Below are 23,381 nucleotides of genomic sequence, written 5' to 3' on the forward strand. Positions count from 1 at the left end.
GGAAGAATCTTAGAGGGAATAGACTTAGGTTATACTTATCCAAACGGTTATAAAGTCTTTGACCATGTTAACATTGAAACTTACGAAAACGAACTAATAGCAATTATAGGACCTTCCGGTATAGGAAAATCAACCTTATTGAGAATCCTTGGAGGGTTTGTTAAACCTGATCATGGAGAAGTTAGATTATTAGGAAAGAAAATAACTCAACCTACTCCGAAGATAGCTTTGATCCACCAATCAATTGTGACATTCCCTTGGTTTACCGCATTAGAGAACGTTAAAATAGGGTTAAAGTATAAGAAATTGCCTAAGGAAAAAGAAGATGAAATAGCGAGAAAGATGTTAGAGCTTGTAGGTTTATCGGGCTTTGAGGATTTCTATCCTAAGCAAATGAGCGGTGGTATGAGACAAAGGATTGCAATAGCAAGGGCTTTAGCTGCAGATCCAGTGGTTTTATTAATGGATGAGCCCTTTGCTCACTTAGACGAATTAACAGCGGAAGGTCTTAGGAGAGAGATTTACTCTATATTATTCAATGAGGATACTTCTTTAAGGTCAGCAGTTCTAGTTTCACATAACTTAAATGAGGTAGTAGAATTAGCCGACAGAGTTTACGTATTAAATGGAAGACCAGCTAGCGTCGTAGGAGAAGTTAAGATAGAATTAGATAGACCCAGAAAGCCTAAAGATGACAGGTTTCAAGCATATCTAGATCAACTTTATTCTCTCCTAACCCCAGTTGAGAAGAACGTAGAACAGAAGGATAGGGGTAAAGAAGATGTTTGATATTTGGCTTGCTATATATGATACTCTCCTAACCTTAGGTAGAGTATTTATAGATATAGCTTTTGCAATAATAACAGGCTGGCTTTTAGCTTATGCGTCTTTAAAAAGTAAAACATTTGAAAACATATATATCTCTTTATCAGAGATTTTCGAGTCTGTACCAGTAATTTCCTTCTTCCCCGTAGTCTTAATTTTCTTCGTTTTTAGTATAGGTGGTAGTTTAGGAATAGAGCTAGCTGTGCTGTTTTTAGTTTTTACGGCAGTTGTTTGGAATATTTGGATGGGGATATATCAAGCCTTTAAGACGGTCCCGTCAGAAATGGAGGAAGTAATAAGGAATTATAGATTCGGTTTCGTAGGGAAAATGCTTCGACTTTATATTCCTTTCTCCATGCCTAGAATTGCTGCAAATTTAATTCCTAGCTTTGCTGATGCGTTATTTTACATTACGGTAAGTGAAGTTTTCAGCATAGGTACTAAGTGTTATGAGGTTCCCGGTATTGGTAGTTTAATAGCTCAATATACTGCAGAAGGCGACTATACTGATGCTATCTATGCATTAATAGTTCTAGGAATTTTTACTACTACAATAACACTTTTATTAAGAGAATTTGCAGAATATTCTGTTAAAAAATACGGACTTGATACTGAAGCTTCATTAAAATCTTTTAAGAGAGGAAGATTTAGGATAAGGTACTCTGCTAGATTAAGTAATTCTAAAGGAGTTTTTGCTAAGCTAGGAAAATATTTGACTAAACCACCTTACTTTACAAGGCAAAATAGACTTATGGAAGAGGAAGAAGAAGCTAAAAAGAGGAAAATTCCAATTAATATGATTTCAGCTGGAATAGGAATATTGCTTCTAATAATAATTCTCTATGGTGCATATTCAGTAATAATTTCTGTTAAGCCATCAACATGGAGTTATTTAATTTCAACTCTGCCTCAAGATTTAACAGACTTAGGAGTCGATTACCTAAGAGTTGCGGTGATTGCTTTAATGTCTTTTATCTTTGCAGTATTTGTAGGATATTACCTTGCCAGACATACAAATGCTGATAGAGTAATTGTACCTATAATACAAACTTTCTCTGCTTTTCCTGCTCCAGCTTACTTTCCTCTACTTTACGGATTTACATATACCTACGTAAGTTCAATATTTGGCCCATTTACTAACGAGTTTTACGTTCTACTTTTAGGTTTCATCTCCACTTTTTACTATGTATTTTACAGTTTCTGGATAGGAGTTAAGAATTTACCATCAGAATACTGGGAATTAATGGACAACCTTAAGTTAGGATTCTGGACTAAAATGAGGAAAATAATATTGCCTGCAACATTTCCTTATATAATATCTGGAATGAGTAGTACAATAAATAGTGCCTGGGGAGGGTTAGCAATAGGCGAATATTGGCCAGATATTTACCAATCGCATACTCTTGAAGTAAGAACAGGATTAATGAAGGCGTTAGCTATAGCTGATAATCAAGGAAATCTTGCATTAGTTGGGTGGCTTTCTTTAATATTTGCTATTATAGTAGTAATATACTCAGTACTATTCACGAGAAAAATGATGGATTTAGCTAGAAAGAAATATGTAGCAGAAGAAGGAATATATGCTGCATAGATGATGTGGAATCCGGGAACAGATTGGTGAAGATACGCGCGAACTCTGAATTTTTTATCTTTCTCTTTTTTCTTATATTTCTTAATAAAATCAACTTTATACTCCTTATTTATCATTATATTTTATATTAGATAGTCGTTTATTTTTCTAAAATAAAAACCTTTTAAACCCGTATAAACATTATTATATGGTTAAAATGCCTCCTTTTGGAAAAGTTCTCGTTGCGAATAGAGGAGAGATTGCAGTCAGAGTAATGAAAGCAATAAAAGAAATGGGGATGAAAGCAGTTGCTGTTTACTCCGAAGCCGACAAGTACGCTTTACATGTTAAATACGCCGATGAAGCTTATTACATAGGTAAAGCTCCAGCCCTTGATAGTTATTTAAATATCGATCATATTATCGATGCAGCAGAGAAAGCTCATGTAGATGCAGTACATCCTGGTTACGGTTTTCTTTCGGAGAATGCAGACTTTGCTGCTGCAGTGGAAAAAGCTGGAATGACTTTCATAGGTCCCTCCTCAGATGTTATGAATAAGATAAAGGACAAACTTGACGGAAAAAGAGTTGCAAAAATGGCCGGAGTACCTATAGCTCCTGGATCCGATGGTCCGGTTAGTTCATTAGATGAGGCACTAAAGATTGCAGAAAAAATTGGTTACCCAATAATGGTAAAGGCTGCAAGCGGCGGTGGAGGAGTCGGAATAACTAGAGTAGATAATCCTGACCAACTAGTTGAAGTGTGGGAAAGAAACAAAAGATTGGCTTTTCAAGCTTTTGGAAAAGCAGATCTTTATATAGAAAAATATGCAGTTAATCCAAGACATATAGAATTTCAGTTAATAGGAGATAAATATGGTGATTATGTAGTAGCTTGGGAGAGAGAATGTACGATCCAGAGGAGAAACCAGAAATTGATAGAGGAGGCACCTTCTCCTGCATTAAAAATGGAAGAAAGGGAAAAAATGTTTGAACCAATAATAAAGTTCGGTCAAATAATTCACTACTTTACATTGGGTACATTTGAAACAGCATTTTCTGACGTTACTAGGGAGTTCTATTTCTTAGAGTTAAACAAGAGATTGCAAGTAGAGCATCCTACCACTGAGTTAATTTTTAGAATAGATTTAGTTAAGCTTCAAATACTCCTTGCTGCAGGAGAACATTTACCTTTTACACAAGAGGAACTTAATAAGAGAGCAAGAGGTGCGGCAATAGAATATAGAATAAATGCAGAAGATCCTTTAAATAATTTCACAGGTAGCTCTGGTTATATTACTTATTACAAGGAACCTACTGGTCCGGGAGTTAGAGTAGATAGCGGAGTTGAAGCAGGAAGCTGGGTTCCGCCCTTTTATGATTCCCTTATATCTAAATTAATAGTATACGGCGAAAATAGAGCTTACGCTATTCAAACTGGAATAAGAGCTTTGAATGATTATAAGATAGGCGGCGTAAAGACAACCATTGAGCTTTACAAATGGATTATGATGGATCCTGACTTTCAAGAAGGAAGGTTCTCTACATCATATATTTCACAAAAAACTGAACAATTTACAAAGTATTTGAGACAACAAGAGGAGTTGAAGGCTGCATTAGCATTAGAAATCCAGAGTAGGGGATTAAATAGGCAAGGGGCAACTTCAGTTACAACTTCGCAAAGGCAACCTAAATCTGCATGGAAGACTTACGGTTTGGTATCTCAAGCCTCTTCGAGGGTGATGTGGTAATGAAATTATATAGAGTCTATTCCGAGACTGGGGATACTTACTTAATGGCGGTTGAAAGTAAAGGTAACGTTGATAAGATAAAAACTGAAGCTAACGAATTTGAGATAGAGTATTTAGGAAAAGGTACTAGAGAGAACGAGTACTTGTTTAAGGTCAATGGCGAAATCCATCATGTATTTGTAGATAATGGATATGTCTTTGTTGACAACGCTAGCGTATTTAAGTTAGAGAGAGCCATAGAGTTGCCTACTAAGGAAGGCGAATCGGTTGAGGAAATGATTAAAGGAAGAGAAGGAGAGGTTATTTCACCATTACAAGGAAGGGTTGTTAGCATAAGAGTTAAAGAAGGCGATGCCGTGAACAAAGGTCAACCTTTGTTGTCTATTGAGGCAATGAAATCTGAAACTATAATTTCGGCTCCAGTTGCAGGAGTTGTAGAGAAAATCCTAGTTAAGCAAGGTCAAGGAGTAAAGAAGGGAGATACGCTTGTTATCATTAAGTGAAGGTTTTCTTTCTTCAATTACATATGTAAGGTGATATATGTATGTCCAAAGAAGAAAAAACTATGGATAAATTAATACAGGAATTAAAAAATATGAAAGAAAAGGCATATCAAGGCGGAGGAGAAGATAAGATAAAAGCTCAACATAGCAAAGGCAAGTTAACTGCCAGAGAAAGGTTAGCTCTACTTTTCGATGAAGGAACTTTTAACGAAATAATGAGTTTTGCTACTACTAGGGCTACAGAATTTGGATTAGATAAAATGAAAATGTACGGCGACGGTGTAGTAACAGGCTGGGGCAAGGTAGATGGCAGGACTGTTTTTGCATACTCCCAAGACTTTACTGAGTTAGGCGGAACTTTAGGGGAAATGCATGCAAATAAAATAGCAAGAATTTACGAGCTTGCATTGAAAGTCGGAGCACCAGTTGTAGGAATAAATGACTCTGGAGGAGCGAGAATTCAAGAAGGTGCAGTAGCGCTTGAAGGTTATGGTCAAGTATTCAAGATGAACGTGATGGCTTCCGGAGTAATTCCGCAAATTACTATAATGGCAGGGCCCGCAGCAGGTGGAGCAGTATATTCTCCAGCTTTAACAGATTTCATTATTATGATTAAAGGCGACGCTTATTACATGTTCGTCACCGGTCCCGAAATAACTAAAGTAGTGTTAGGAGAAGAGGTAAGCTTCCAAGACTTAGGAGGAGCAGTTATTCATGCTACAAAGTCTGGAGTAGTTCATTTCCTAGCAGAGAATGAACAAGACGCAATTAACATTGCCAAGAGATTACTTTCCTATTTGCCTTCAAATAATATGGAAGAGCCACCGTTTATGGACACAGGAGATCCTGCCGATAGAGATGTTAAAGACGTTGAGCAAATAGTTCCTACAGATTCTGCAAAACCTTTTGATATGAAGGAAATCATATATAGGATAGTAGATAACGGAGAATTCCTAGAGGTTCATAAGCATTGGGCACAGAATATTGTAGTAGGATTTGCAAGAATTGCGGGAAACGTTGTAGGAATAGTTGCAAATAACTCTCAGTACTTAGGAGCAGCTATAGACATCGATGCTGCAGATAAAGCAGCAAGATTCATAAGGTTCTGTGATGCATTTAACATTCCTTTAATAAGCCTTGTAGATACTCCAGGATATATTCCTGGTACAGACCAAGAATATAAGGGAATAATAAGGCACGGTGCAAAAATGCTTTATGCGTTTGCAGAGGCTACAGTACCTAAGATAACAGTTATAATAAGGAAATCCTACGGAGGGGCACATATTGCAATGAGCATAAAGAGTTTAGGAGCAGATCTAGTTTATGCTTGGCCTACAGCTGAAATTGCCGTAACTGGTCCCGAAGGTGCTGTAAGGATATTATATAGGAAGGAAATCCAGGCGTCGAGCAACCCAGATGAGTTCATAAAGCAAAAGATCGCGGAATATAGGAAATTATTTGCTAATCCTTACTGGGCTGCAGAGAAGGGATTAATAGACGACGTTATAGAACCCAAGGATACTAGGAGGATAATAGCTTCGGCATTAGAGATGTTAAGAAATAAGAGGGAATATAGATATCCAAAGAAGCATGGTAATATACCGCTCTAAGCTCTTTTTCTATATACTATTCTATTTTTCTCTTCCACTACAATTTCTTGATTTAGAGATAAAAGTAAGAGTTTAAATTTCTTTAAAAGATCTTCATCTCCAGTAACTTCAATTTCTTTTCCGTCTTCTGCGTTAAGCATTTCCAGCAATAATTCTTGCAGCTTCTTTTGCAATTTTCTCACCTATTTTCTGGCCCAATAGTGATTTGACTTTCTCTACATTCATTACCACGTCCTCTGGCTTCTTTATTCCGTGATTATAAAGAATCCTTGCCCTCTTCCTTCCAACGCCTTGAATCTTAACTAGGTCAAGTAATTCTTCCTTGACTCCATCCTTTACCCTCAGATTAAGCGTATAGAGGGATTCATAGTGCTCCTTAAGGTCAAGAACTTTTGCTACATTATAACCACTGTAAGTTAGCCAATCCATTGTGTCAATAATACTTCTGAGGTCACCAGAACCTATTCCGTATCTGCTTAAAATTACGTCTTCATCTACTTCTTCTATCCAATCGTTAATTATCATTGCAACTTTAAGGGCAGAAACGTAATTGTAAAATTCGTCTTCGTCTTCCGGTTCTTCTACAAATAACGGGCAAGGAGCTTCGTCAACAAGTTCTTCAAGTTCACTTCTTGTTACCGAAACTGTAGGTCCGTCTGGAGTGTAAGCAACTAAATGCAAATAAGCAATGTTACAACTTTTATCACTCTTTGTCAAATAGTCTTTAAAGACCTTGGCCGTGAAAGGATTGATATAAAGATCTGCAACTCTTTTGCCGAATTTTGTTAATACTAACTCATCATCGCCTGCAATGAATTCATTATCTCTTAACCAAGTTATACCTCTCTTTACATACTTTTCTGCAACGTCTTTATCAAGCAATGTATCCATTGCGTAATCTTCTAAATCGTCCTCAGAAATTTTCTTCTCTGAAGAAATTATTCCTAGTAAGAAAGAATAAAATGCAGATTCATTGCCAAGTCTTGACTCTATGGGCTCAGGTGGAGATAAAATATATTTTTTAAACACTTTTTCTGCCTCTTTTTTATTCCTTACTACAATTACTGCTTCTCCTTCCTTGTCAAAGCCTGGCCTTCCGGCTCTTCCCGCCATTTGTTTATATTCCATTATTGGGATTTCCTCTTGATATCCAAGTATTTTCCTATTGTATCTATGAAAGTCCCCAATTATTACTGCCCTTGCAGGTAAATTAACTCCTGCAGCTAAAGTTGGCGTTGCAACTATGACCTTAATTTTCCTTTCTCTAAAAGCTCTTTCTATTATTTCTCTAAGTCCTTTAGAAAGTCCAGCGTGATGGAAAGCAACTCCTCTAACTACTAGTTCGTAAAGCTCCTCCTTTTCGTCACTACCAGCATCTTCTACGTTCTTTATTTCTTCACCGACCTTAAGTAATTCCTTATCTGGTAAGGATAATAACCCCATTGATGAGGAAATCTTTTTTGCAGTACTTTCTGCCATTTTTCTAGAATTTCTAAATACTAAAACTTGTCCTCCGTGCTCTAATACGTAAAGTGTATAAGCAATTATTGGGTCGTTTCCTTTAATTTCTATTGTCTCGTCAGGAAAAATTAGCTGGTAACTCTTTTTTCCTTCAACAATAACTCCTTCTCTTAAAGGAACTGGTCTCCAGTTTGTTGTTACCGGTATAGCATTCAGCCAGTTGGCTATCTTTTCATAGTTACTTATTGTAGCACTTAACGCTAACAAATTTTTCCTTTTTGCCCTTATTGCAACGCTTTCAACTACTGGTCCTCTTTCTTCATCATTTAAATAGTGAAATTCATCTAAGACAAAGTAATCTACTTCGCTTAGCCAAGATGGGTTATGTCTCCATAATGAATCAATTTTCTCGTACGTCGAGACTATTATATCATAATTTTCTAACCAAGCGTCGTCACTGTCGTAGTCTCCTGACGTCATCCCTACTTTAAATCCTAATTCTTCCCAATCTTTTAGCTCGTTATATTTTTCAGCAGTCAACGCTTTTAATGGTGTAATATAAACTGCTTTTCCTCCTTTGGAAAGTAGATGAGATATTATCCCAAGTTCTGCTATCAAAGTTTTTCCAGATCCAGTAGGTGAAGTAACTAAGAGCCTTTTTCCTTCTAGTAACCCGCTATTAACTGCATCCGTCTGTACGGGATTTAACTTTTCTATTCCTTTCTTCTTTAGAATCTTTATTATCCTCTCATCTACGTTAAGCTTGTCTATCGGTGTGAATTCCATGAATCTTATGTAACTTACATTTTAAGGTTTAAAAGAATTAGGACTAGAAAAGACGAATAAGAAAGCTTTATCAATTATCATACTAATTAATTTTGGTAATGCCGATGGAACAAGTTAAAAAAGTTGGCGATGGTGTGTATGAAGTAGAAATGAATGAAACGTTAACAATATCGTTTAAATTGGAGGAAGAATTTTTAAAACAAGTAGATGAGGCAGTAAAAAGTTTAGGTTATGCTAATAGGAGTGAACTAATAAGGGACGCAATACTGGAATATATTTCTTATTTGGAAGGTAAAAAGAATGGAAATTCTTGAATATAGTATATTTCTTTTAGGATTAATCTCTTCTTTTATTGTGGGCGGCAATAATTCTGCAACCTCATTAGGAATATTAATTTCCACTAAAGCGTTAAAGAGAAAGTACTCCTACTTATTAAGCGCACTGACAATATTTGTTGGAGTCTCCTTAGGAAGTTATTCTATGCAAAGTAGCATCTATGGTACAATGTATTCTAGGAATTTAGACATGTTAGAATCAGCAGTATTTTCTGTGCTTTTTGCATCAATTATCGCCTTTTACTATTTAAACAAACTTGGCATTCCTTCATCTTTAAGCCAAATGCTTTACCCTTCAATGGCCGTTCTAGTTTTAATTTCTAGGGGAAACCTTGGATTTGATTGGGTAAAGTTTTGGTTTACAGTAAGTTCTTGGGGGTTTTCTCCACTTTTGGCTATTGTCTCTTCCATAACTCTTTATTTGGTAATTAGAAGATTAGCGCTAAAGAGAAATGATCTATTTTCTCAAATGAAGATTTATAAATTTCTTATAGTCTTTTCCTCAGCCTTTACTACATTTGTAACTGGAGCCAATGCTATAGGAATAATTGTCTCCGCAGGATTATTATCTGCGCCTTTCTACTTAGTTGCCCCCGCATATGGAATAGCTTCAGCTCTAGGAATATACTTAAGTTCTAAGAAAGCCTCAATAGTTGTAGGCTTTAGAGTTACTAGACTTGGATATATAAGTGCAACCTCTGCTCTTGTAGGGAGTGACATTATATCTGAAATATTCACGTTGCTTGGAGTTCCTATTTCTATAACTCAAACTACAATGGGAGGCATAATAGGTCTAAGCTTTAGGAGCTTTGGTTACGACGTAAAGAAGCAACTTTCCCAAGTAGCTAGGGGCTGGGGAATTTCTCCATTGGTAGCAATAATTTCTTCACTTGCAGCATTTGGAGTAATAAAAAGTGTCTTAGGATTTTAGAGTTGCATATAAAGTTTCAACGCTCAGTGTTGAGTCTTCCATTCCGTCCAAAATATCGTCAAGAAATGTTATTACGTCCTTTAACTGTAGTATACTAATAATGTCCGACTCTTTTTCATTCTCATAAAGCCTTTGTATCATTAAATCTTTTATTTCATCCCCATTTCTCTCAATGAGCTGAATTTCCTTACCTATTCTTATTGCCTCTTTTATATCTTTTTTAAGTAAAGAAATCATTAAAACAAGCTTTTCTGCTCCGTCTTGTATTAATGATAAATACGAGACGAAGTTAGATTGTAAAGTGGCACAGAGCTTTTCATCAGGTTTTCTCGAAGTTATAGCTCTTCCTGCATCCTTTATTGATTTCATTATTTCGTATAATGATTGAGTTAATGTAAGCATTGATTCCTTAAAATCAGGTAAGAACGCCTCTCCGTAAAGCATTGAAATTATATCTTCCCTTATTAAGGCTATTCTTTCATATATTCCTTTGATTTTTACCATTTTTGCTGTCGCATTTTGATAATTTGTATTAAAGATATCTAGATAGAGAGAGTTAAGAAGAGAAGTAGAATCTTTTATATTTTCTGCTATTTCTAGAAGTTTTGAGAAGAGTAATTCCTCTTTATTTATACTGAATTTAAGCATCTCATAAAATCTGTTAAAATAAGTTAAAAAGGCTATTCTCTGTTCTCAACATTAATGTATTTTCTGCCTATTTCTCCTTTATAGATCGCCTTTGGTCTAATTAATTTATTATCCTTCAAGTACTCCATTACATGAGCTGTCCAGCCAACTATTCTAGCTGAAGCAAAAACTGTGGGAAAGAGATCAGGATCGAAACCTAGGAAGTAGAACACTAATCCCGCATAGAAATCTACATTCGGATAAATATTCTTCTTTCCAAGGATTTTACAGCCTATTTCATCTACTTTTTCTGCAATCTCAAATAGTTCCATTTTTCCCTTTTCTTTTGCTAAGTTCCTTGCATATTCCTTTAGTATCTTAGCCCTAGGGTCATAGGTCTTGTAGATTCTATGTCCAAAGCCCATGATTCTTTGCCCAGTCTCTAATTTTTTGAGAATATATTCCTCAACCTTATCCTTACTTCCTATTTCCATGAATTGCTTTAAGGCTTCTGCGTTAGCGCCTCCGTGTAAAGGACCTTTTAATGCAGATATTCCAGCAGTTATTGCCGAATAAAGGTCAGATAAAGTAGATGCAACTACTAAACAAGCGAAAGTTGAAGCGTTCATTTCGTGGTCCATATGTAAGATCATTGCTACATCCATAGTCCTAGAATCAATAGGGTTTGGCTTTTCTCCTCGCATCATATAAAGGAAATTCTCCGCGTGAGACAACGAAGGATCTGGATGAACTATGTCTAATCCTTTTCTAACTCTGTCAAAATATGAAATAATTGTAGGAATTTTTGCAGTTAATTTCACAGCTTTCTTCCAAAGTTCTTCGTTACTTTTATCCTCAATTCCTAACATACTTACTGCAGTTCTTAATACGTCCATTGGATTTGCATCTTTTCTCACATTTTTTATAAATTCAGTAATATATTCAGGGATTTCTCTCTCCTCAGCTAAAGTTTCCTTTATCTCTTGAAGTTCCTTTTTATTTGGCAATTTCCCAAACCATATTAAGTATGCAGTTTCTTCAAAATTTGAGAATTCTGCTAAATCATAAATTGAATACCCTCTGTAATATAATCTGCCTAGAACTCCATCAATATAAGTTATTTCAGTTTCTTTTATAGCAATATCTTCAAGACCCTTCCTTAATTCCAATGCTCAAACCCCTTAGTTTATTTAATGAGAATTTCTTTTCATTACTCTCTAATTTAGCTTTCTGTATTATATCCTCAAGTGTAATAATTACCTCCTCAGCCACTCTTCTATTTACTGGATAAGGAATACCGTCTTTTCCTCCAATAGCATATGCGTACTTGAAAGGATCATAAGGCATATTCACTGGATCATTGTAAGAAGGTGGCTCTCTGTAAATTAAGTCAGAGATTAAATATAATGCCCTAGCTGTAGAAGGTCCTAAACCCTCAAGTAATGCCCCCTCTAGATTTTCAGGATTTGATTCATATAATTTTTCTAAAATAGGTTTTATTTTCCTTTCATCCAAAGGTCTCATGTAGATAATCTTAGCTTCTTTTGATATTCCAACAAATGAGGCTCCATTAATCCAGCTCTCTATTGTAGCTTGACCTTTTAAAATTGCCTTAGCTTGCTGCAATTCATTTATAATCTTTCTAGGATCTTGCCTAAGTAAATCTAAAACTAGCTTTCTAGTGTTTTCCTTCTGTTTTTCTATTATATTTACTGCAATTCCTTTCTTTCCTGCTATTGCCTCGTGAGGATCTACAGTGAAATTTTCAGTGTTTTTCCAGTGATATCTTCTTGCAAACTTAGTTTCTTCATTCATTCCTTGTTGTATTATTCCCCAATATCCTTTCTCTGTTACTAACATAGAATGATGATAAAGTTGGTGTCCATCTTGAACTAATGTTGTATCAACTTTTGCGACTAGTCTGCTTATGTTAGCCAGCTTATCAGCATCAATATCAAAGTTTAAAGAATGAAGTTCTTCCGGAACTTTTAGAGCGTTTTTGCCTTTTCCTCCTAAAACGGCAAGTCCATCCTCCTTAGGATTAACGACCTCCTTTAATATTCCTAAAGTAACTGTTGTTGATCCCGAAGAGTCCCAGTCCATGCCAATTACATTATTAAAAGCTTGAAACCAAAGTGGGTTTGAAAGTCTCTCTACTACCTTTTGTGGTCCCCACTCTATTAGCATTATATCTAAGATTGCCCTAGAAAGCCTTCTCATTATAGGAATTAACCAAGGTGGTACGTGTCCGGTATGTAAAGGTAAGTCTGCTATGCCTTCTATTTCCATATATTATTAAAATTGTTAAAGTCAATTATTTAAACATGCTCATAGCTGCTACTTCAGACATTCATTCCCCTAGGTATCTTAACGACTTCTTTATAGCCTTAAGATATCTTCCACAACACGTTGACCTAGTGCTGTTAGCAGGAGATCTTACAGATAGAGGAAAATTCATGCATTTTGATCCAGTTTATAACGCATTGAGAAGGTTTCAAATAGTAGCAGTTTTTGGTAACGAGGATTTCAGAGAGGAAAGGGAAAAATATAAGGAAAAATTCCCAGATGTAATATGGCTAGATGATGAGAAGAAGCAACTCGGTGACGTAACAATCATAGGTAGTGAAGGGGTGATAAAGAAGCCTACAATTTGGCAAAAAATGAAAGGAATAGACGAGAAATTCTATACGGAAAGAAAGAAGAAAATTGAAGAAATGCTTTGCTCCTCCTCTGGCTTCAAAATTTTGCTTACTCATTATGCCCCTACTTATAAAACAGTCTACGGAGAAAGACCTTCAGCGTATCCAGGGCTTGGAGATGAATTAATAGAAGAACTTCAGTGTAAGCCTAATTTAGCAGTTCATGGCCATGCCCACTACGCTAAGGTAACTTTTGCTAAGATAGATGATACTAAAGTATATAATGTAGCGTTACCAGCAAATAAAAAATTTGTAATTATAGAAATATAAGATGAAAATGAAAGAATCAATCAAAAAAGTTTATACTTTTTGATTTGCAGGTAATTCATTGTACTTCTTGAACACTAGGTACCATGCCTTTGCATTTGGCATCTTCATCCTTAATTCTGCTTCGTCTAAGGTTGTAGGTGCTCCTAATACTACGTCTTGACCTGGCTCCCAGTTTGCAGGTGTTGCAACTTTTGCCTTATACGCTACTATTATTGCTTTAGTTATTCTTAACATCTCGTCAATCTTTCTTCCTGCCTCTATTGGATACTGAGCCATGAACCTTATTGTGCCTTCTGGATCTACAATGAAAACTCCTCTAACTGTTACTCCAGAATTCTCTTCAACTAAGTCTAACATTCTTGATAATTTCTTATCTGGGTCAGCTATTACTGGGAAGTTTATTTTAACTCCGTATCTTTGCTCAATATCATTTAACCAAGCTATGTGAGAGTATACACTATCAACGCTTAGTCCCATCAATTGTACTCCTAGTTTTTCAAATTCTGGTTGTGCTTGCGCAAATGCTACAAACTCTGTTGTGCATACCGGTGTGAAGTCTGCTGGATGTGCATATAGGAATAACCACTTTCCTTTGCCAAATATGTCCTTATAGAAGTCTATCGGTCCTTTTGTAGTTAATACTTGAGTATCTGGGAACTTTTGGTAAACCTTTACCATTTTAGATTCACTATAAAATAGTAGTTATAACTATTTTAAAACACTTCTTTTTCAGATTTGAGTATAAAGATTTTTTAACTTCAGTGTTGAGTAATATCCTTTTGTTGGTATTCTTTAAATCCAACATCGCTTATTACCTTAGTAACAACATTACAAACCCACTTATTTGCTGGAGAAATTATTCCAATTCTCCTTAAGATTCTATAGATTAATGGAATCTTTAAAGAAGCTCCTGCAGCTAACGGATGTCCTCCTCCACCCAATTTTGCCGCAAATAACCTTACATTTATTGTAGAACTTCTGAAAGAGATAGCCTTACCATTTGCAGATACAAATACTTTTGCTCCAGTCCTCGTCATTAAATATTGAGCTGCGTAACTTATGTCTGGAGGGCCTTTCCATCTTATTGCAACTACAACTTTTACACCGTTTATTTCTATTACTCGGTAGTACTTAGGAAGTTTTTGATAACCTTTCAACTCTTGGTCTACTTGATCTTCCAAAATTTTTTGGAATTCTTCGTTCCAAAGAATTCCATTGTAAAATGTTTCTATTAATTTCTTCTTCCATCCATAATCTTTGTTGCTTTCAACGATTCTCCTTAATTTTTCGCCCATTGGGTCGTTATGTAACCAAATATCTACTGAACAATCAGCCGAGGCAAGTTTCGACGAGAATTCATCGTCTGGATTCATTACTTTATGTACAACTCCTGCACCGCAAGTCGAAGTATCGTGATGTACTTCAACTCCTATTTCAGAAAGCTTTGATTTCCATTCTTCTTTCCAAACATGATGGTCAAACCACTGTATCTTTACACCTTGGTCTATCAATTTTTTACAGCTCTCAACTATTTTATCAAAAGTACTCTCATTTAAACCTAAGTCGGCTATCATTACGTTATATACTCCTCTTGGCTCTAATTTGCTCAATATATTATGAACTTTTGTAGGTTCAGTAAACCAAACGTTTTTTGGTAAAGATTTTACTGCCCTTGCATAAACTGCTACTGACGCTGTACCATCGAAGTCGTTATGAACTATTGCATAGTAATCCATTTGCTTAAAATTACTTTTATTTAGTATTAAACTTTATTCCGGCAGAAGTTGTTATTTTTCCTTTATAGAGAAAATCCACTTGCCTAAGAGTTGCATAATAGTCAAAATCTGTTATAGCAGAAATCCCATCCTTTGGCATTATTACATTATACCATCTCAGTGCAGCACTTCCTGCAGTGTGTAAAACGCAAATATTTGCCACAGTCCCAGTTATTATTAAGTTCTTTATGCCTTTTACCCTTAGAATATAATCTAAGGGAGTCTCAAAGAACGCATCATATCTATATTTTTTAATGATGAAATCGTCTTTTTCTGGCTTTAATTCGTCTATTATTTCTGCGCCCCAAGTACCTGCTAGTGCGTGCTCCCCCCATATTTTAAATTCCGGATCATCCTTCATGTGCCAATCTTGAGTATAGATAACTAGAGCAGAGGAATCCCTAGCTTTCTTGAGCAGATCCTTTATCGGCTTTATTGTACTCTCAGCTGTAGGAACTGGAAGCTTTCCTTCTTTCCTAACAAAATCGTTTTGCATATCAACTATAATGAGTGCAGTATCGCGAGGGTTAAGTTCAATTTCTTTTTCTTCTGGAATTTTAGGTACTTCTACCATATTTTATAATCCGAACTCATGTTTTTATCCTTTTTTGCCTGCTTAGAGAGTTTATCAGCAATTTTAAGAATCTCAGGATATCCTCTTTTAGACATTTCTATGACATCTTGTAGGTCAGTTTTATTCCCGGGGCTGTAGAAGTACTTCCCAGCTTTTACTCCTACCTTCTCTCCGTTAATAACCACGTAGAGGATTCCATTTTCTTCTACCACTTCACCAGCGAGCTTTGATTTTGCAATGCCCATAGTAGGAATATCCAGTAAAACTCCAATTACTGTAGCTATACCACTCTTTCTGGGATGAGCCAATCCGTGACCATCAACTAATAATAAATCACATTGATACCCTTCTATAGCCTTGATCATTATTGGAGCTTCCCTCATGAATAAAAAACCTGGAATATAAGGGAAAGTTACTTTTCCTCTAGTCACTTTGTATTCGATTTTATTACCTTCTTGCTTAACTGCAACAGCATAACCTTCTTCCTTGTCGTAAGCAACATCTACTGCACACAATGTCTTTACATTTTCTAAACCTAAATGTGTTAATTTCACGTTTTTAGCTATTAACCTCTGGAAGAGTATGAGAAAGTTAAGTAGATAATCTTCTTTTTCCCACATTATTCTTACCTTCTAAAGAAAGTAAAAATTCAAATTGTTGCAAGGTTTGAACTGCGCCACTTCTATATTTCCTTACTTCCTCTACGGCTTCATTAGCGCTTAGACCTTCAGTTACCATTAAATATCCTGCAAGAACAGTGCCGGTTCTTCCGATCCCTCCTACACAATGAACTAAGTTACCTCTACCTTCTAGCCAATCCATAATTTCCTCGAATTGACTTAAAGTTGGAGGATAACCGTCAGGGATAGGTACGTGAATAAACTTTAGTCCATTCTCTTCAAGTACAGAAAAATAATAATCTGCACTTCCCCAAGCCTCTTCTATTTCCCATTCTTCTGGTAAAACTACGACTTTCTTTACTCCGCTAGCTTTCCACTTCTTTATCTCGTCTACAGTATAAGGCAAGCAAGATCCGCCTATGATGCCTTTCCTCACCCAATACATTTATACCACTCAGAAGATCCGCTGTTCTTCATCTAAAAATGAAATTGATTTTCTAATATAAAACGCTCGCGGTCTTCTAAAGTTTTATTTTCAAAAATCAAATTTAACTTATGGCAAGATTATCAACGGGAATACCAGATTTTGACAAATTGATAGAAGGAGGAATACCTCAAGGCTTCTTTGTAGCAGCAACTGGAGAGCCTGGAACTGGCAAAACTATCTTTTCATTGAGTTTTATCAATGAGGGACTGAAAGAAGGAGATATAGGCATATATGTAACTACCGAGGAAAGTAGGGATTCCATACTAAGGCAGGCAAAGCAGTTTAATTGGGATTTAGAAAGTTACCTAGATAAGAAATTAATAATTATTGACGCCTTAATGAAAGAAAAGGAAGACGAGTGGTCTTTGGAAGAAGTTACACCGGAAGAAATGGTGAAAAAAGTTATTGCAGCTAAGCAAAAGCTAGGTTATGGTAGGGCGAGGCTAGTAATAGACTCAGTTTCCGCATTCTTCTTAGATAAACCTGCGATGGCTAGGAAGATAAGTTACTATTTAAAGAGAGTACTTTACAAGTGGAAGTTTACAATAATAGCTACTTCACAATATGCAATAACTACCTCACAAGCCTTTGGTTTCGGAGTTGAACACGTAGCTGACGGGATAATAAGGTTTAGAAGGGTAGTAAAAGACGGTATGCTTCACCGTTATGTTTTGATTGAGAAAATGAGACAAACTAATCACGATAAGTACGTCTGGGAAATAGATATAGTCCCCGGAAAAGGAATAGTTTTACTAGGAAAAGTCCAAGAGAGAAAAGAAGACTATGCATTACCGAAGAAGGTTATGGAGAAGATAAAAGAAGCAAACAAGGACGAGTTTCAAAGCTAAGGTCTTATACTAGATCTTGTCATTTACAGCATTCATTTTTCTAGTAATTACAACATTTATCACATCTCTTATATTAATTTCTTTCTCAAATATTATGTCAATAGCTTTCAAAGTACCATTTCTTATTAACATAATTTCTTATTTTATTCTTTGATAGTTTTAGAAAATTTAGTTAATCTTTAGCTCCATCTTTGTAGCCCTTCTTCATCGTTTCCATATATTTATTTCTTAACTACTATAAATTCATATAATAAAGTTATACATCATGTTATTCTATAGTTCTTTTTTCTGAATTTAAATATTTCTTATAAAATAGAATATCAGTATCGATAAGAGATATTTTCTCATTCTTATCCTCTTTTTCTTTCTCGCTACTCAACCTTGTTTACGACCTCCTTTTCTACGATCTCCTCAACTTCTTCAGAAGTTCTTCCGCCAGTTTTAGAAACTCGTCACTGAAAGCTTTAGAAGCATGTCTGGATACAGCAACTTCTTTGCTGTTATAAAATATCCAGAACCTAAATCTAAAAGACGTTTTTTCCTTTAAAACTAGATATAAGAACCCTACCCTTATTGTCAGCTCTCTTTACTCCACTATTAAGTCTTCTCACTATCCCTACCACTATACTACTATAATTTTTATTGCTCTTCTCATCATTCTATCCTATGGTAAAGTTAGTAGCAACATTGGGAACTTCCCCTGGAGGAGTTTTTGAAACTTACATGAATTTAAAGTCAGGAAATTACGGTGGTGAGCCAGTAAACATAAAGGAAGTTTATATAATAAGAACTTCAGATAAGGCCGTCGAACTAGCTTGGAAATTAGTCAAGGCAATATTCGTTTGTTGTGGTGGTAATGAAGTTGAAATTGTTGATATTCCTCTTCCTATAAACGATATTACAACAAAGGAGGATTACGAGATTTTCAGAAAAGGGTTGCAAGGTAAAATATCAAAAGGTGACTATGTTGATTTCACTGGAGGAAGGAAAGCTATGAGCGTTGCCGCTGCAATAACTGCAATAAGAAATTCCGCCTATGTTGTTACAACTATTATTTCTCAAAGTGAATACAATAGAATACAGAATTTAATAAAACAATTTAATGAAGAAGAAATAGAGGAAGCAGGAAAAGGTAAATGCGACAATAAGGGAAAATTCTGCGAACTGATATCTAAAGAAGCAAGAACTATATTATTAGCATGAGTGGAGGAATTGCTAATGCTAACCGAAAAAATGTGGAACGCCATACAGGACATCTATAACGCTATCCTTTCTCATCCTTTTATTAAAGGGTTAGTTGAAGGCTCTTTAGCAGAAGAGAAATTCAAGTATTATATTCTTCAAGATTACCTATATTTAAGGGAATTTTCTAAGGCTTTAGCAATTATTTCGGCAAAGGCTGAAAAGCAGAATGAAGCAATGCTTTTCTCTTCTCACCTACAGAGTATAATGAGAGTTGAAAACGAGTTACATAACTTCTTCATGAACGCTTGGAATATAACCGAAGAGGAAAAGGCTAAGCTAATTCCGTCTCCTACTAATCTTCTCTATACTTCATTCCTTTTATCAACAGTACTTTATAAACCGTACTTTGAGGCAGTAAGTGCTGTTTTGCCTTGCTATTGGATTTACATGGAGGTAGGAAAGGAATTATTAAAGAAGGGTTCTCCTAATCCTCTTTACGATAGGTGGATCAAAACTTATGGAGGGGAGGAATACGAGAAAGGAGTTAGAGCAGTTTTGGACGTCGTTAATTCTTTCAAATTAACTCAAGAAGAAGAGGCTAGGGCTGTAAGAACTTTTAGGATAGCCTCCATTATGGAATACATGTTTTGGGACTCAGCTTATAAACTGGAAAAGTTTCCATTTAATTTTTAAACTTTCTTTTTTAAATTAAATAATGGTAACCGTTTTAACTCCTCCCGGCCCAGTTGCTTACCCAATAATTGCCTCAACTATGAAGAGGAGAGACGTTAAGGTAGTTTTTGAAGGAAATGCTGAAGTAAAACTTAATGCGATACCTCTACTTAACGAGGTAAATTACGTTTTAGTCGCTAGAATGCTTGTAATAACTCCAGGATTAGGTAAGAAAATTGCTGTCTGGAAAAAAGGAAGTGCAAATCATATTCTACTGGATACTGTTCTTAAGCTTTATAGCCATAATGCAGAAGTCGTTTTTACAGACGATCCTGCAGAAGTGTACAAGCTTTATAAAGAAGGTAAAGCCGACTCTGCTGTGGTGACAACTGCGGTAACTAAAGATGGGCTTTACTTTGAAGATTTACTTTCAGCAAAAGGCTTTTATTTACCAGGGATTTGTGGTGCAGAAGGTTTAAATGAGGATTTTGAAACTGCTTATCTAGAGGGCATAGATCTGTTTAAGGAAGACCCAGAAGGCACGTCAGAATATGTAGCAGATAACTTACCTATCTATAGGCCTTCAACATTCATTGAAAGTATATTCAAAAACTCCGAGTATAACCTCAGAAGATTGGATAAACCTTATGTATTTAGAAAAGCTTAATTATGGGAAATTTTAAAATAGCACGTGAAAGTAGGACTAGTTTATTACGGTGGTCAATACAATCACCTCATACTGAAGAATTTAAAATACTTAGGAGTAGAGGTAGAAGTGGTTAATATTAACGCTGATTTGGAATATACTAAGAAATTTGATTGTATGATATTTAGCGGTGGCCCTTATTCCGTGGAACAGGAGATTAATAAGATGGGTAATTCTCCTTTATTTGTTAAGGAACTTAGTGTACCAAAATTAGGCATTTGCTTAGGACATCAACTTTTAGCTTATGTTTTAGGAGGCAAAGTTGGCAAGGCTAATAATCCAGAATTTGGACTTGCTAGGATAACTATTGACGATCACGACACAATTCTACAAGGTTTAAAGAAGGAATTCAATGCGTGGGAGAGCCATAATGACGAAGTCAAAGAAGTTCCTCCTGGCTTTTTTGCTATTGCACATAGTGAGAATACTAAAGTTGAGGCAATGGTTAATAAAGATTCGTCGATCTTTGGAGTTCAGTTCCACCCTGAAGTTAAGCATACAGAGGACGGAATAGAGATATTTAAGAACTTCTTAACCGTATGTAAAAAGTAAATGATAGAGCAAATCTTCATTTCAAAGCTAATGCAGTTCTTGGAGGAAGACTATTATCCTGAAGATCTAACCAGCAGGATAGTTGAAGGATATAAAATAAGATCCTATGTAAGATCTAAGGATGAAGGAATTCTTGCAGGTAATAAGTTCATAATTCCTTTCCTTAATTATTTAGGTTTCCACGTTAAATCATCAATGGTTGACGGTGTTGAAGTTAAAAAAGGAGATAATTTACTAGTGTTTGAAGGGGATGCTGACAAGTCTTTATCTGTAGAAAGACTCGTACTTAACCTTTTAGGCAAGTTGTCAGGAATAGCCACTGCAACTTATACAATGGTTAAACTCGCTAGAGAAGTTAACCCGACTGTCAGGATTGCAGGCACTAGGAAAACTACTCCGGGTTTAAGAGTTTTTGAGAAGTATGCAATAGAGGTTGGTGGAGGAGACCCTCATAGGTTTAATTTATCAGATGCTGTATTGATTAAAGACAATCACCTTGCAATTATAGGTAATATTGAGAAGGCAGTAAAAATGGCAAGACAAATAGCTAGTTTTACTAAAAAGATAGAAATTGAAGTATCAAGCTATGAAGATGCGATAAAGGCGTATAGAGCAGGAGTTGACGCAATATTGTTGGATAATATGAGCGTTAATGAGATTGAGGAAGTGGTTTCTGAGCTTAAAGGAAAAGTAATCCTAGAGGCTTCTGGCAGAATAACTCCGGAAAACGTTAAAAGTTATGCTAAAACTGGAGTTGATATAATTTCGAGCGGTTATATTACTCATTCATCTAGATCTTTAGATTTTTCAATGGACGTTGAGGTAACTTCTCCACAATAACGTTTTATAAAAATGCCAATATCTACTAATAAGATTTCAATTTTAATTATCCTCTATAACATTCAATGTAGACTTTAAGAATTAGTATTACCTAGATAATGGATATAAAATATCCTTAACAAGACGAAATAAATGTTTTTACTATTTTATTGTTATTTGATTGAATTCGTAACACAGCTATAAATTCCATACATTTTCTATGAATGTTATATTACCAGTCAGAATTATTTTTTCAAAAAGATTTTTTGATCTACTAATTAAGGCAGAGAGGAAGTAGTTAAATTAAGGAGTATTTAAAAAGTTCTGAGATCTTATGAGTTTGGGGAAAATCTCCAGTGAAAGAGCAGAGAAGGAAGATTGAGTTGGATGCTCTGTTTAACAACTAGATTATAGAAACTCTCCATCGAGAACCTAGCCTGCTCCAGTTAGCGTCGCCTCTCATAAAGGCTTATAACCCTTTCTAGGAGTTCTGTTGGTGTAGGTTCTCTACCTTTTTCCTTTCTCAGTTCTTCCACGAGTTTGTTCATAAATTCCTTTACTTTTTTACCTGCAATACAAAATTCTGGAACTTTAAAGTCTGGAATACCATTACCATCATAACTCTTTAGCAATTCTTCCTGTTCGTCCTCTGTGGCAAAGGGGTAAGATAAGCACGCATAAGGTTTAAAAGAATTTATAGTGCAAATCCAGCCTTTCTGAAACTGGCAAGGTCTAGGTAGCAAATAGAAACCGTCCTTCTTTTCTAAACGCAAGTCCTTTATCTTTCTCTTCATTTCCTTAAAGTCAAAATCGTAAACTGGAACCGGATAACCTGCTTTACAACATTTTCCACCGCATGTCTCACACTCCTTTCCTAGATCTATTACGTTGTTCATAGCAAATTGGTAAATTATTGAATAAATCGCAAACTTAGCTATAGGTGCGTCGTACTGACTAAGAAAATTCACAACTTTTCTTAAACTCTCAATGTCAGCTCTTAAGGCTCTCTTTGTAAGAATATTTACTTCATCAGCGTTCATACTTACTTATTTTTATATTAAAATAAATTATTATCTTCAAAACCTTCTTTGAAAACTTCAAGAGGAGGATATAAAGGATAATCTGAAAAAACCTCCATACTGTTTTGTACGGTCTCAGGTAATCTATAGACCTTAAGAGAGTAAATTGCTTCTCCCTTCTCTTCGCCTATAGAATCGCTCCTCTTAAGAATATCAATTATTTCCTTACCTTGTTCTGGAGAAACTTCAATTTTTAATTTATCCATCATATATTCTATCGTATATGCCAGTTGTGAATATAAATATTCATAAGCCTCTGCCTTTACTGCAGGAATAATAACTTGTTTTTCTTTATCGTCTTTTAAATAGAGAAGTAAGTAATTATCGTGAAGTTTCTTCACGTACTTAAATGGTAAATAGAATGGTATATTCCTTACTCTACTTATAACTCCCTTATTTTTCTTATATAATCCTATGTATCTATAGAATCCCTCCTTATAATGGAGGAAGATAAATGATATATCATCTTTAGAAAAGTACGTTACATATTCTGCTTCAGGAATTTCATTCTCTGCAAGTATTAGTATCATAAAAATTAGTATGGATAAAACTTAATATCTTTTCAGTAAAAAGATCTCCCTAATCCATTAAAATTTCCTTATATAGAATTGGTTGTTTTTCAGCGGTGAATCTATTAAACAATTTTGAAGCTAACTTTACTTGTACCTCTTCCTTTTCTAACTGCGTTTGCATAATT

Annotated in this window: 26 protein-coding genes; 14 read left to right on the plus strand and 12 right to left on the minus strand. The window is 35.4% G+C overall.

Annotated features, from left to right (window positions below):
• The first annotated feature begins 72 nt into the window (after positions 1 to 72).
• The 5 genes from D1867_RS09785 (at position 73) to D1867_RS09805 (ending at position 6,258) form a co-directional block, all read left to right on the plus strand.
• Positions 73 to 789, plus strand: a complete 717-nt coding sequence (locus tag D1867_RS09785) for an ABC transporter ATP-binding protein (protein WP_338078128.1) — start codon at positions 73 to 75, stop codon at positions 787 to 789.
• On the plus strand, positions 782 to 2,416 hold the full coding sequence (locus D1867_RS09790) for an ABC transporter permease subunit (RefSeq protein WP_155863967.1): 1,635 nt from the start codon (positions 782 to 784) through the stop codon (positions 2,414 to 2,416). Before D1867_RS09785 ends, D1867_RS09790 begins: the two co-directional genes overlap by 8 nt.
• Positions 2,417 to 2,612: 196 nt before the next feature.
• The gene (locus tag D1867_RS09795; RefSeq protein ID WP_155864466.1) at positions 2,613 to 4,145 is read left to right on the plus strand and encodes an acetyl-CoA carboxylase biotin carboxylase subunit; all 1,533 of its coding nucleotides are present in this window, start codon (positions 2,613 to 2,615) and stop codon (positions 4,143 to 4,145) included.
• A complete protein-coding gene (locus D1867_RS09800; RefSeq protein WP_155863968.1) occupies positions 4,145 to 4,648 on the plus strand; it encodes a biotin/lipoyl-containing protein in 504 nt (167 codons plus the stop codon). The genes D1867_RS09795 and D1867_RS09800 overlap by 1 nt, the downstream gene beginning before the upstream one ends.
• 41 nt (positions 4,649 to 4,689) lie before the next feature.
• Positions 4,690 to 6,258 carry an acyl-CoA carboxylase subunit beta gene (locus D1867_RS09805; RefSeq protein ID WP_155863969.1) on the plus strand — a complete coding sequence of 523 codons (1,569 nt, stop codon included), beginning with the start codon at positions 4,690 to 4,692 and terminating at the stop codon, positions 6,256 to 6,258.
• On the opposite strand, the gene D1867_RS09810 is transcribed toward D1867_RS09805, so the two are convergent.
• Both D1867_RS09810 and hel308 read right to left on the minus strand, forming a co-directional pair.
• Positions 6,255 to 6,431 (minus strand): hypothetical protein, encoded by a 177-nt coding sequence (locus D1867_RS09810; RefSeq protein ID WP_155863970.1) that lies wholly within the window; start codon positions 6,429 to 6,431, stop codon positions 6,255 to 6,257. The genes D1867_RS09805 and D1867_RS09810 overlap by 4 nt on opposite strands.
• A complete protein-coding gene (hel308, locus tag D1867_RS09815; protein WP_155863971.1) occupies positions 6,391 to 8,505 on the minus strand; it encodes an ATP-dependent DNA helicase Hel308 in 2,115 nt (704 codons plus the stop codon). Before hel308 ends, D1867_RS09810 begins: the two co-directional genes overlap by 41 nt.
• Positions 8,506 to 8,609: 104 nt before the next feature.
• On the opposite strand from hel308, the gene D1867_RS09820 reads away from it, so the two are divergent.
• Together D1867_RS09820 and D1867_RS09825 are read left to right on the plus strand one after the other, a co-directional pair.
• Positions 8,610 to 8,819 carry a ribbon-helix-helix domain-containing protein gene (locus tag D1867_RS09820; RefSeq protein WP_155863972.1) on the plus strand — a complete coding sequence of 70 codons (210 nt, stop codon included), beginning with the start codon at positions 8,610 to 8,612 and terminating at the stop codon, positions 8,817 to 8,819.
• Positions 8,806 to 9,771, plus strand: coding sequence for an inorganic phosphate transporter (locus D1867_RS09825; protein ID WP_155863973.1), 966 nt, complete (start codon positions 8,806 to 8,808; stop codon positions 9,769 to 9,771). Before D1867_RS09820 ends, D1867_RS09825 begins: the two co-directional genes overlap by 14 nt.
• Here the strand turns inward: D1867_RS09825 and D1867_RS09830 are convergent.
• The 3 genes from D1867_RS09830 to D1867_RS09840 are packed head-to-tail and all read right to left on the minus strand — an operon-like array spanning position 9,760 to position 12,687.
• Positions 9,760 to 10,419: a DUF47 domain-containing protein gene (locus D1867_RS09830; RefSeq protein ID WP_155863974.1), complete on the minus strand. Its 660-nt coding sequence runs from the start codon at positions 10,417 to 10,419 to the stop codon at positions 9,760 to 9,762. The two genes, D1867_RS09825 and D1867_RS09830, sit on opposite strands and share 12 nt — an antisense overlap.
• 32 nt (positions 10,420 to 10,451) lie before the next feature.
• Entirely contained in the window at positions 10,452 to 11,567 is a 1,116-nt protein-coding gene (locus D1867_RS09835) for a citrate synthase/methylcitrate synthase (RefSeq protein WP_155863975.1), read from the minus strand.
• Entirely contained in the window at positions 11,545 to 12,687 is a 1,143-nt protein-coding gene (locus D1867_RS09840; RefSeq protein WP_155863976.1) for a DUF763 domain-containing protein, read from the minus strand. The genes D1867_RS09835 and D1867_RS09840 overlap by 23 nt, the downstream gene beginning before the upstream one ends.
• A gap of 35 nt (positions 12,688 to 12,722) precedes the next feature.
• Between D1867_RS09840 and D1867_RS09845 the strand changes: the two genes are divergently transcribed.
• Positions 12,723 to 13,367 carry a metallophosphoesterase family protein gene (locus tag D1867_RS09845; RefSeq protein ID WP_155863977.1) on the plus strand — a complete coding sequence of 215 codons (645 nt, stop codon included), beginning with the start codon at positions 12,723 to 12,725 and terminating at the stop codon, positions 13,365 to 13,367.
• A gap of 30 nt (positions 13,368 to 13,397) precedes the next feature.
• Here the strand turns inward: D1867_RS09845 and D1867_RS09850 are convergent, their stop codons facing one another.
• The 5 genes from D1867_RS09850 to D1867_RS09870 form a co-directional block, all read right to left on the minus strand.
• Complete coding sequence (locus D1867_RS09850) at positions 13,398 to 14,045, minus strand: peroxiredoxin (protein WP_155863978.1); 648 nt, start codon at positions 14,043 to 14,045, stop codon at positions 13,398 to 13,400.
• Positions 14,046 to 14,125: 80 nt separating this feature from the next.
• Positions 14,126 to 15,103 (minus strand): DHH family phosphoesterase, encoded by a 978-nt coding sequence (locus D1867_RS09855; protein WP_155863979.1) that lies wholly within the window; start codon positions 15,101 to 15,103, stop codon positions 14,126 to 14,128.
• A gap of 16 nt (positions 15,104 to 15,119) precedes the next feature.
• Complete coding sequence (locus D1867_RS09860; protein ID WP_155863980.1) at positions 15,120 to 15,716, minus strand: cysteine hydrolase family protein; 597 nt, start codon at positions 15,714 to 15,716, stop codon at positions 15,120 to 15,122.
• Positions 15,710 to 16,336, minus strand: a complete 627-nt coding sequence (locus D1867_RS09865) for an endonuclease V (RefSeq protein WP_155863981.1) — start codon at positions 16,334 to 16,336, stop codon at positions 15,710 to 15,712. Before D1867_RS09865 ends, D1867_RS09860 begins: the two co-directional genes overlap by 7 nt.
• On the minus strand, positions 16,308 to 16,781 hold the full coding sequence (locus tag D1867_RS09870) for a protein-tyrosine phosphatase family protein (RefSeq protein ID WP_155863982.1): 474 nt from the start codon (positions 16,779 to 16,781) through the stop codon (positions 16,308 to 16,310). Before D1867_RS09870 ends, D1867_RS09865 begins: the two co-directional genes overlap by 29 nt.
• 110 nt (positions 16,782 to 16,891) lie before the next feature.
• Between D1867_RS09870 and D1867_RS09875 the strand changes: the two genes are divergently transcribed.
• The 6 genes from D1867_RS09875 (at position 16,892) to nadC (ending at position 21,626) form a co-directional block, all read left to right on the plus strand.
• On the plus strand, positions 16,892 to 17,671 hold the full coding sequence (locus tag D1867_RS09875; RefSeq protein WP_155863983.1) for a KaiC domain-containing protein: 780 nt from the start codon (positions 16,892 to 16,894) through the stop codon (positions 17,669 to 17,671).
• Positions 17,672 to 18,337: 666 nt separating this feature from the next.
• On the plus strand, positions 18,338 to 18,874 hold the full coding sequence (crn1, locus tag D1867_RS09880; RefSeq protein ID WP_155863984.1) for a CRISPR-associated ring nuclease Crn1: 537 nt from the start codon (positions 18,338 to 18,340) through the stop codon (positions 18,872 to 18,874).
• A gap of 9 nt (positions 18,875 to 18,883) precedes the next feature.
• Positions 18,884 to 19,549 carry a thiaminase II gene (gene tenA, locus D1867_RS09885; protein WP_205737149.1) on the plus strand — a complete coding sequence of 222 codons (666 nt, stop codon included), beginning with the start codon at positions 18,884 to 18,886 and terminating at the stop codon, positions 19,547 to 19,549.
• 22 nt (positions 19,550 to 19,571) lie between these two features.
• Positions 19,572 to 20,195 (plus strand): DUF3834 domain-containing protein, encoded by a 624-nt coding sequence (locus D1867_RS09890; protein ID WP_155863986.1) that lies wholly within the window; start codon positions 19,572 to 19,574, stop codon positions 20,193 to 20,195.
• A 24-nt stretch (positions 20,196 to 20,219) separates the two neighbouring features.
• Positions 20,220 to 20,786: a GMP synthase subunit A gene (locus tag D1867_RS09895; protein ID WP_338078033.1), complete on the plus strand. Its 567-nt coding sequence runs from the start codon at positions 20,220 to 20,222 to the stop codon at positions 20,784 to 20,786.
• The gene (gene nadC, locus D1867_RS09900; protein ID WP_155863987.1) at positions 20,787 to 21,626 is read left to right on the plus strand and encodes a carboxylating nicotinate-nucleotide diphosphorylase; all 840 of its coding nucleotides are present in this window, start codon (positions 20,787 to 20,789) and stop codon (positions 21,624 to 21,626) included.
• 425 nt (positions 21,627 to 22,051) lie between these two features.
• Here nadC and D1867_RS09905 read toward each other — a convergent pair whose 3' ends face one another.
• Both D1867_RS09905 and D1867_RS09910 read right to left on the minus strand, forming a co-directional pair.
• The gene (locus D1867_RS09905; protein ID WP_155863988.1) at positions 22,052 to 22,645 is read right to left on the minus strand and encodes a YkgJ family cysteine cluster protein; all 594 of its coding nucleotides are present in this window, start codon (positions 22,643 to 22,645) and stop codon (positions 22,052 to 22,054) included.
• Between the two features lie 17 nt (positions 22,646 to 22,662).
• Positions 22,663 to 23,214 (minus strand): hypothetical protein, encoded by a 552-nt coding sequence (locus D1867_RS09910; RefSeq protein WP_155863989.1) that lies wholly within the window; start codon positions 23,212 to 23,214, stop codon positions 22,663 to 22,665.
• Positions 23,215 to 23,381 lie beyond the last annotated feature (167 nt).

The sequence above is a fragment of the Acidianus infernus genome, assembly GCF_009729545.1.
Taxonomy (GTDB): Archaea; Thermoproteota; Thermoprotei_A; order Sulfolobales; family Sulfolobaceae; genus Acidianus; species Acidianus infernus.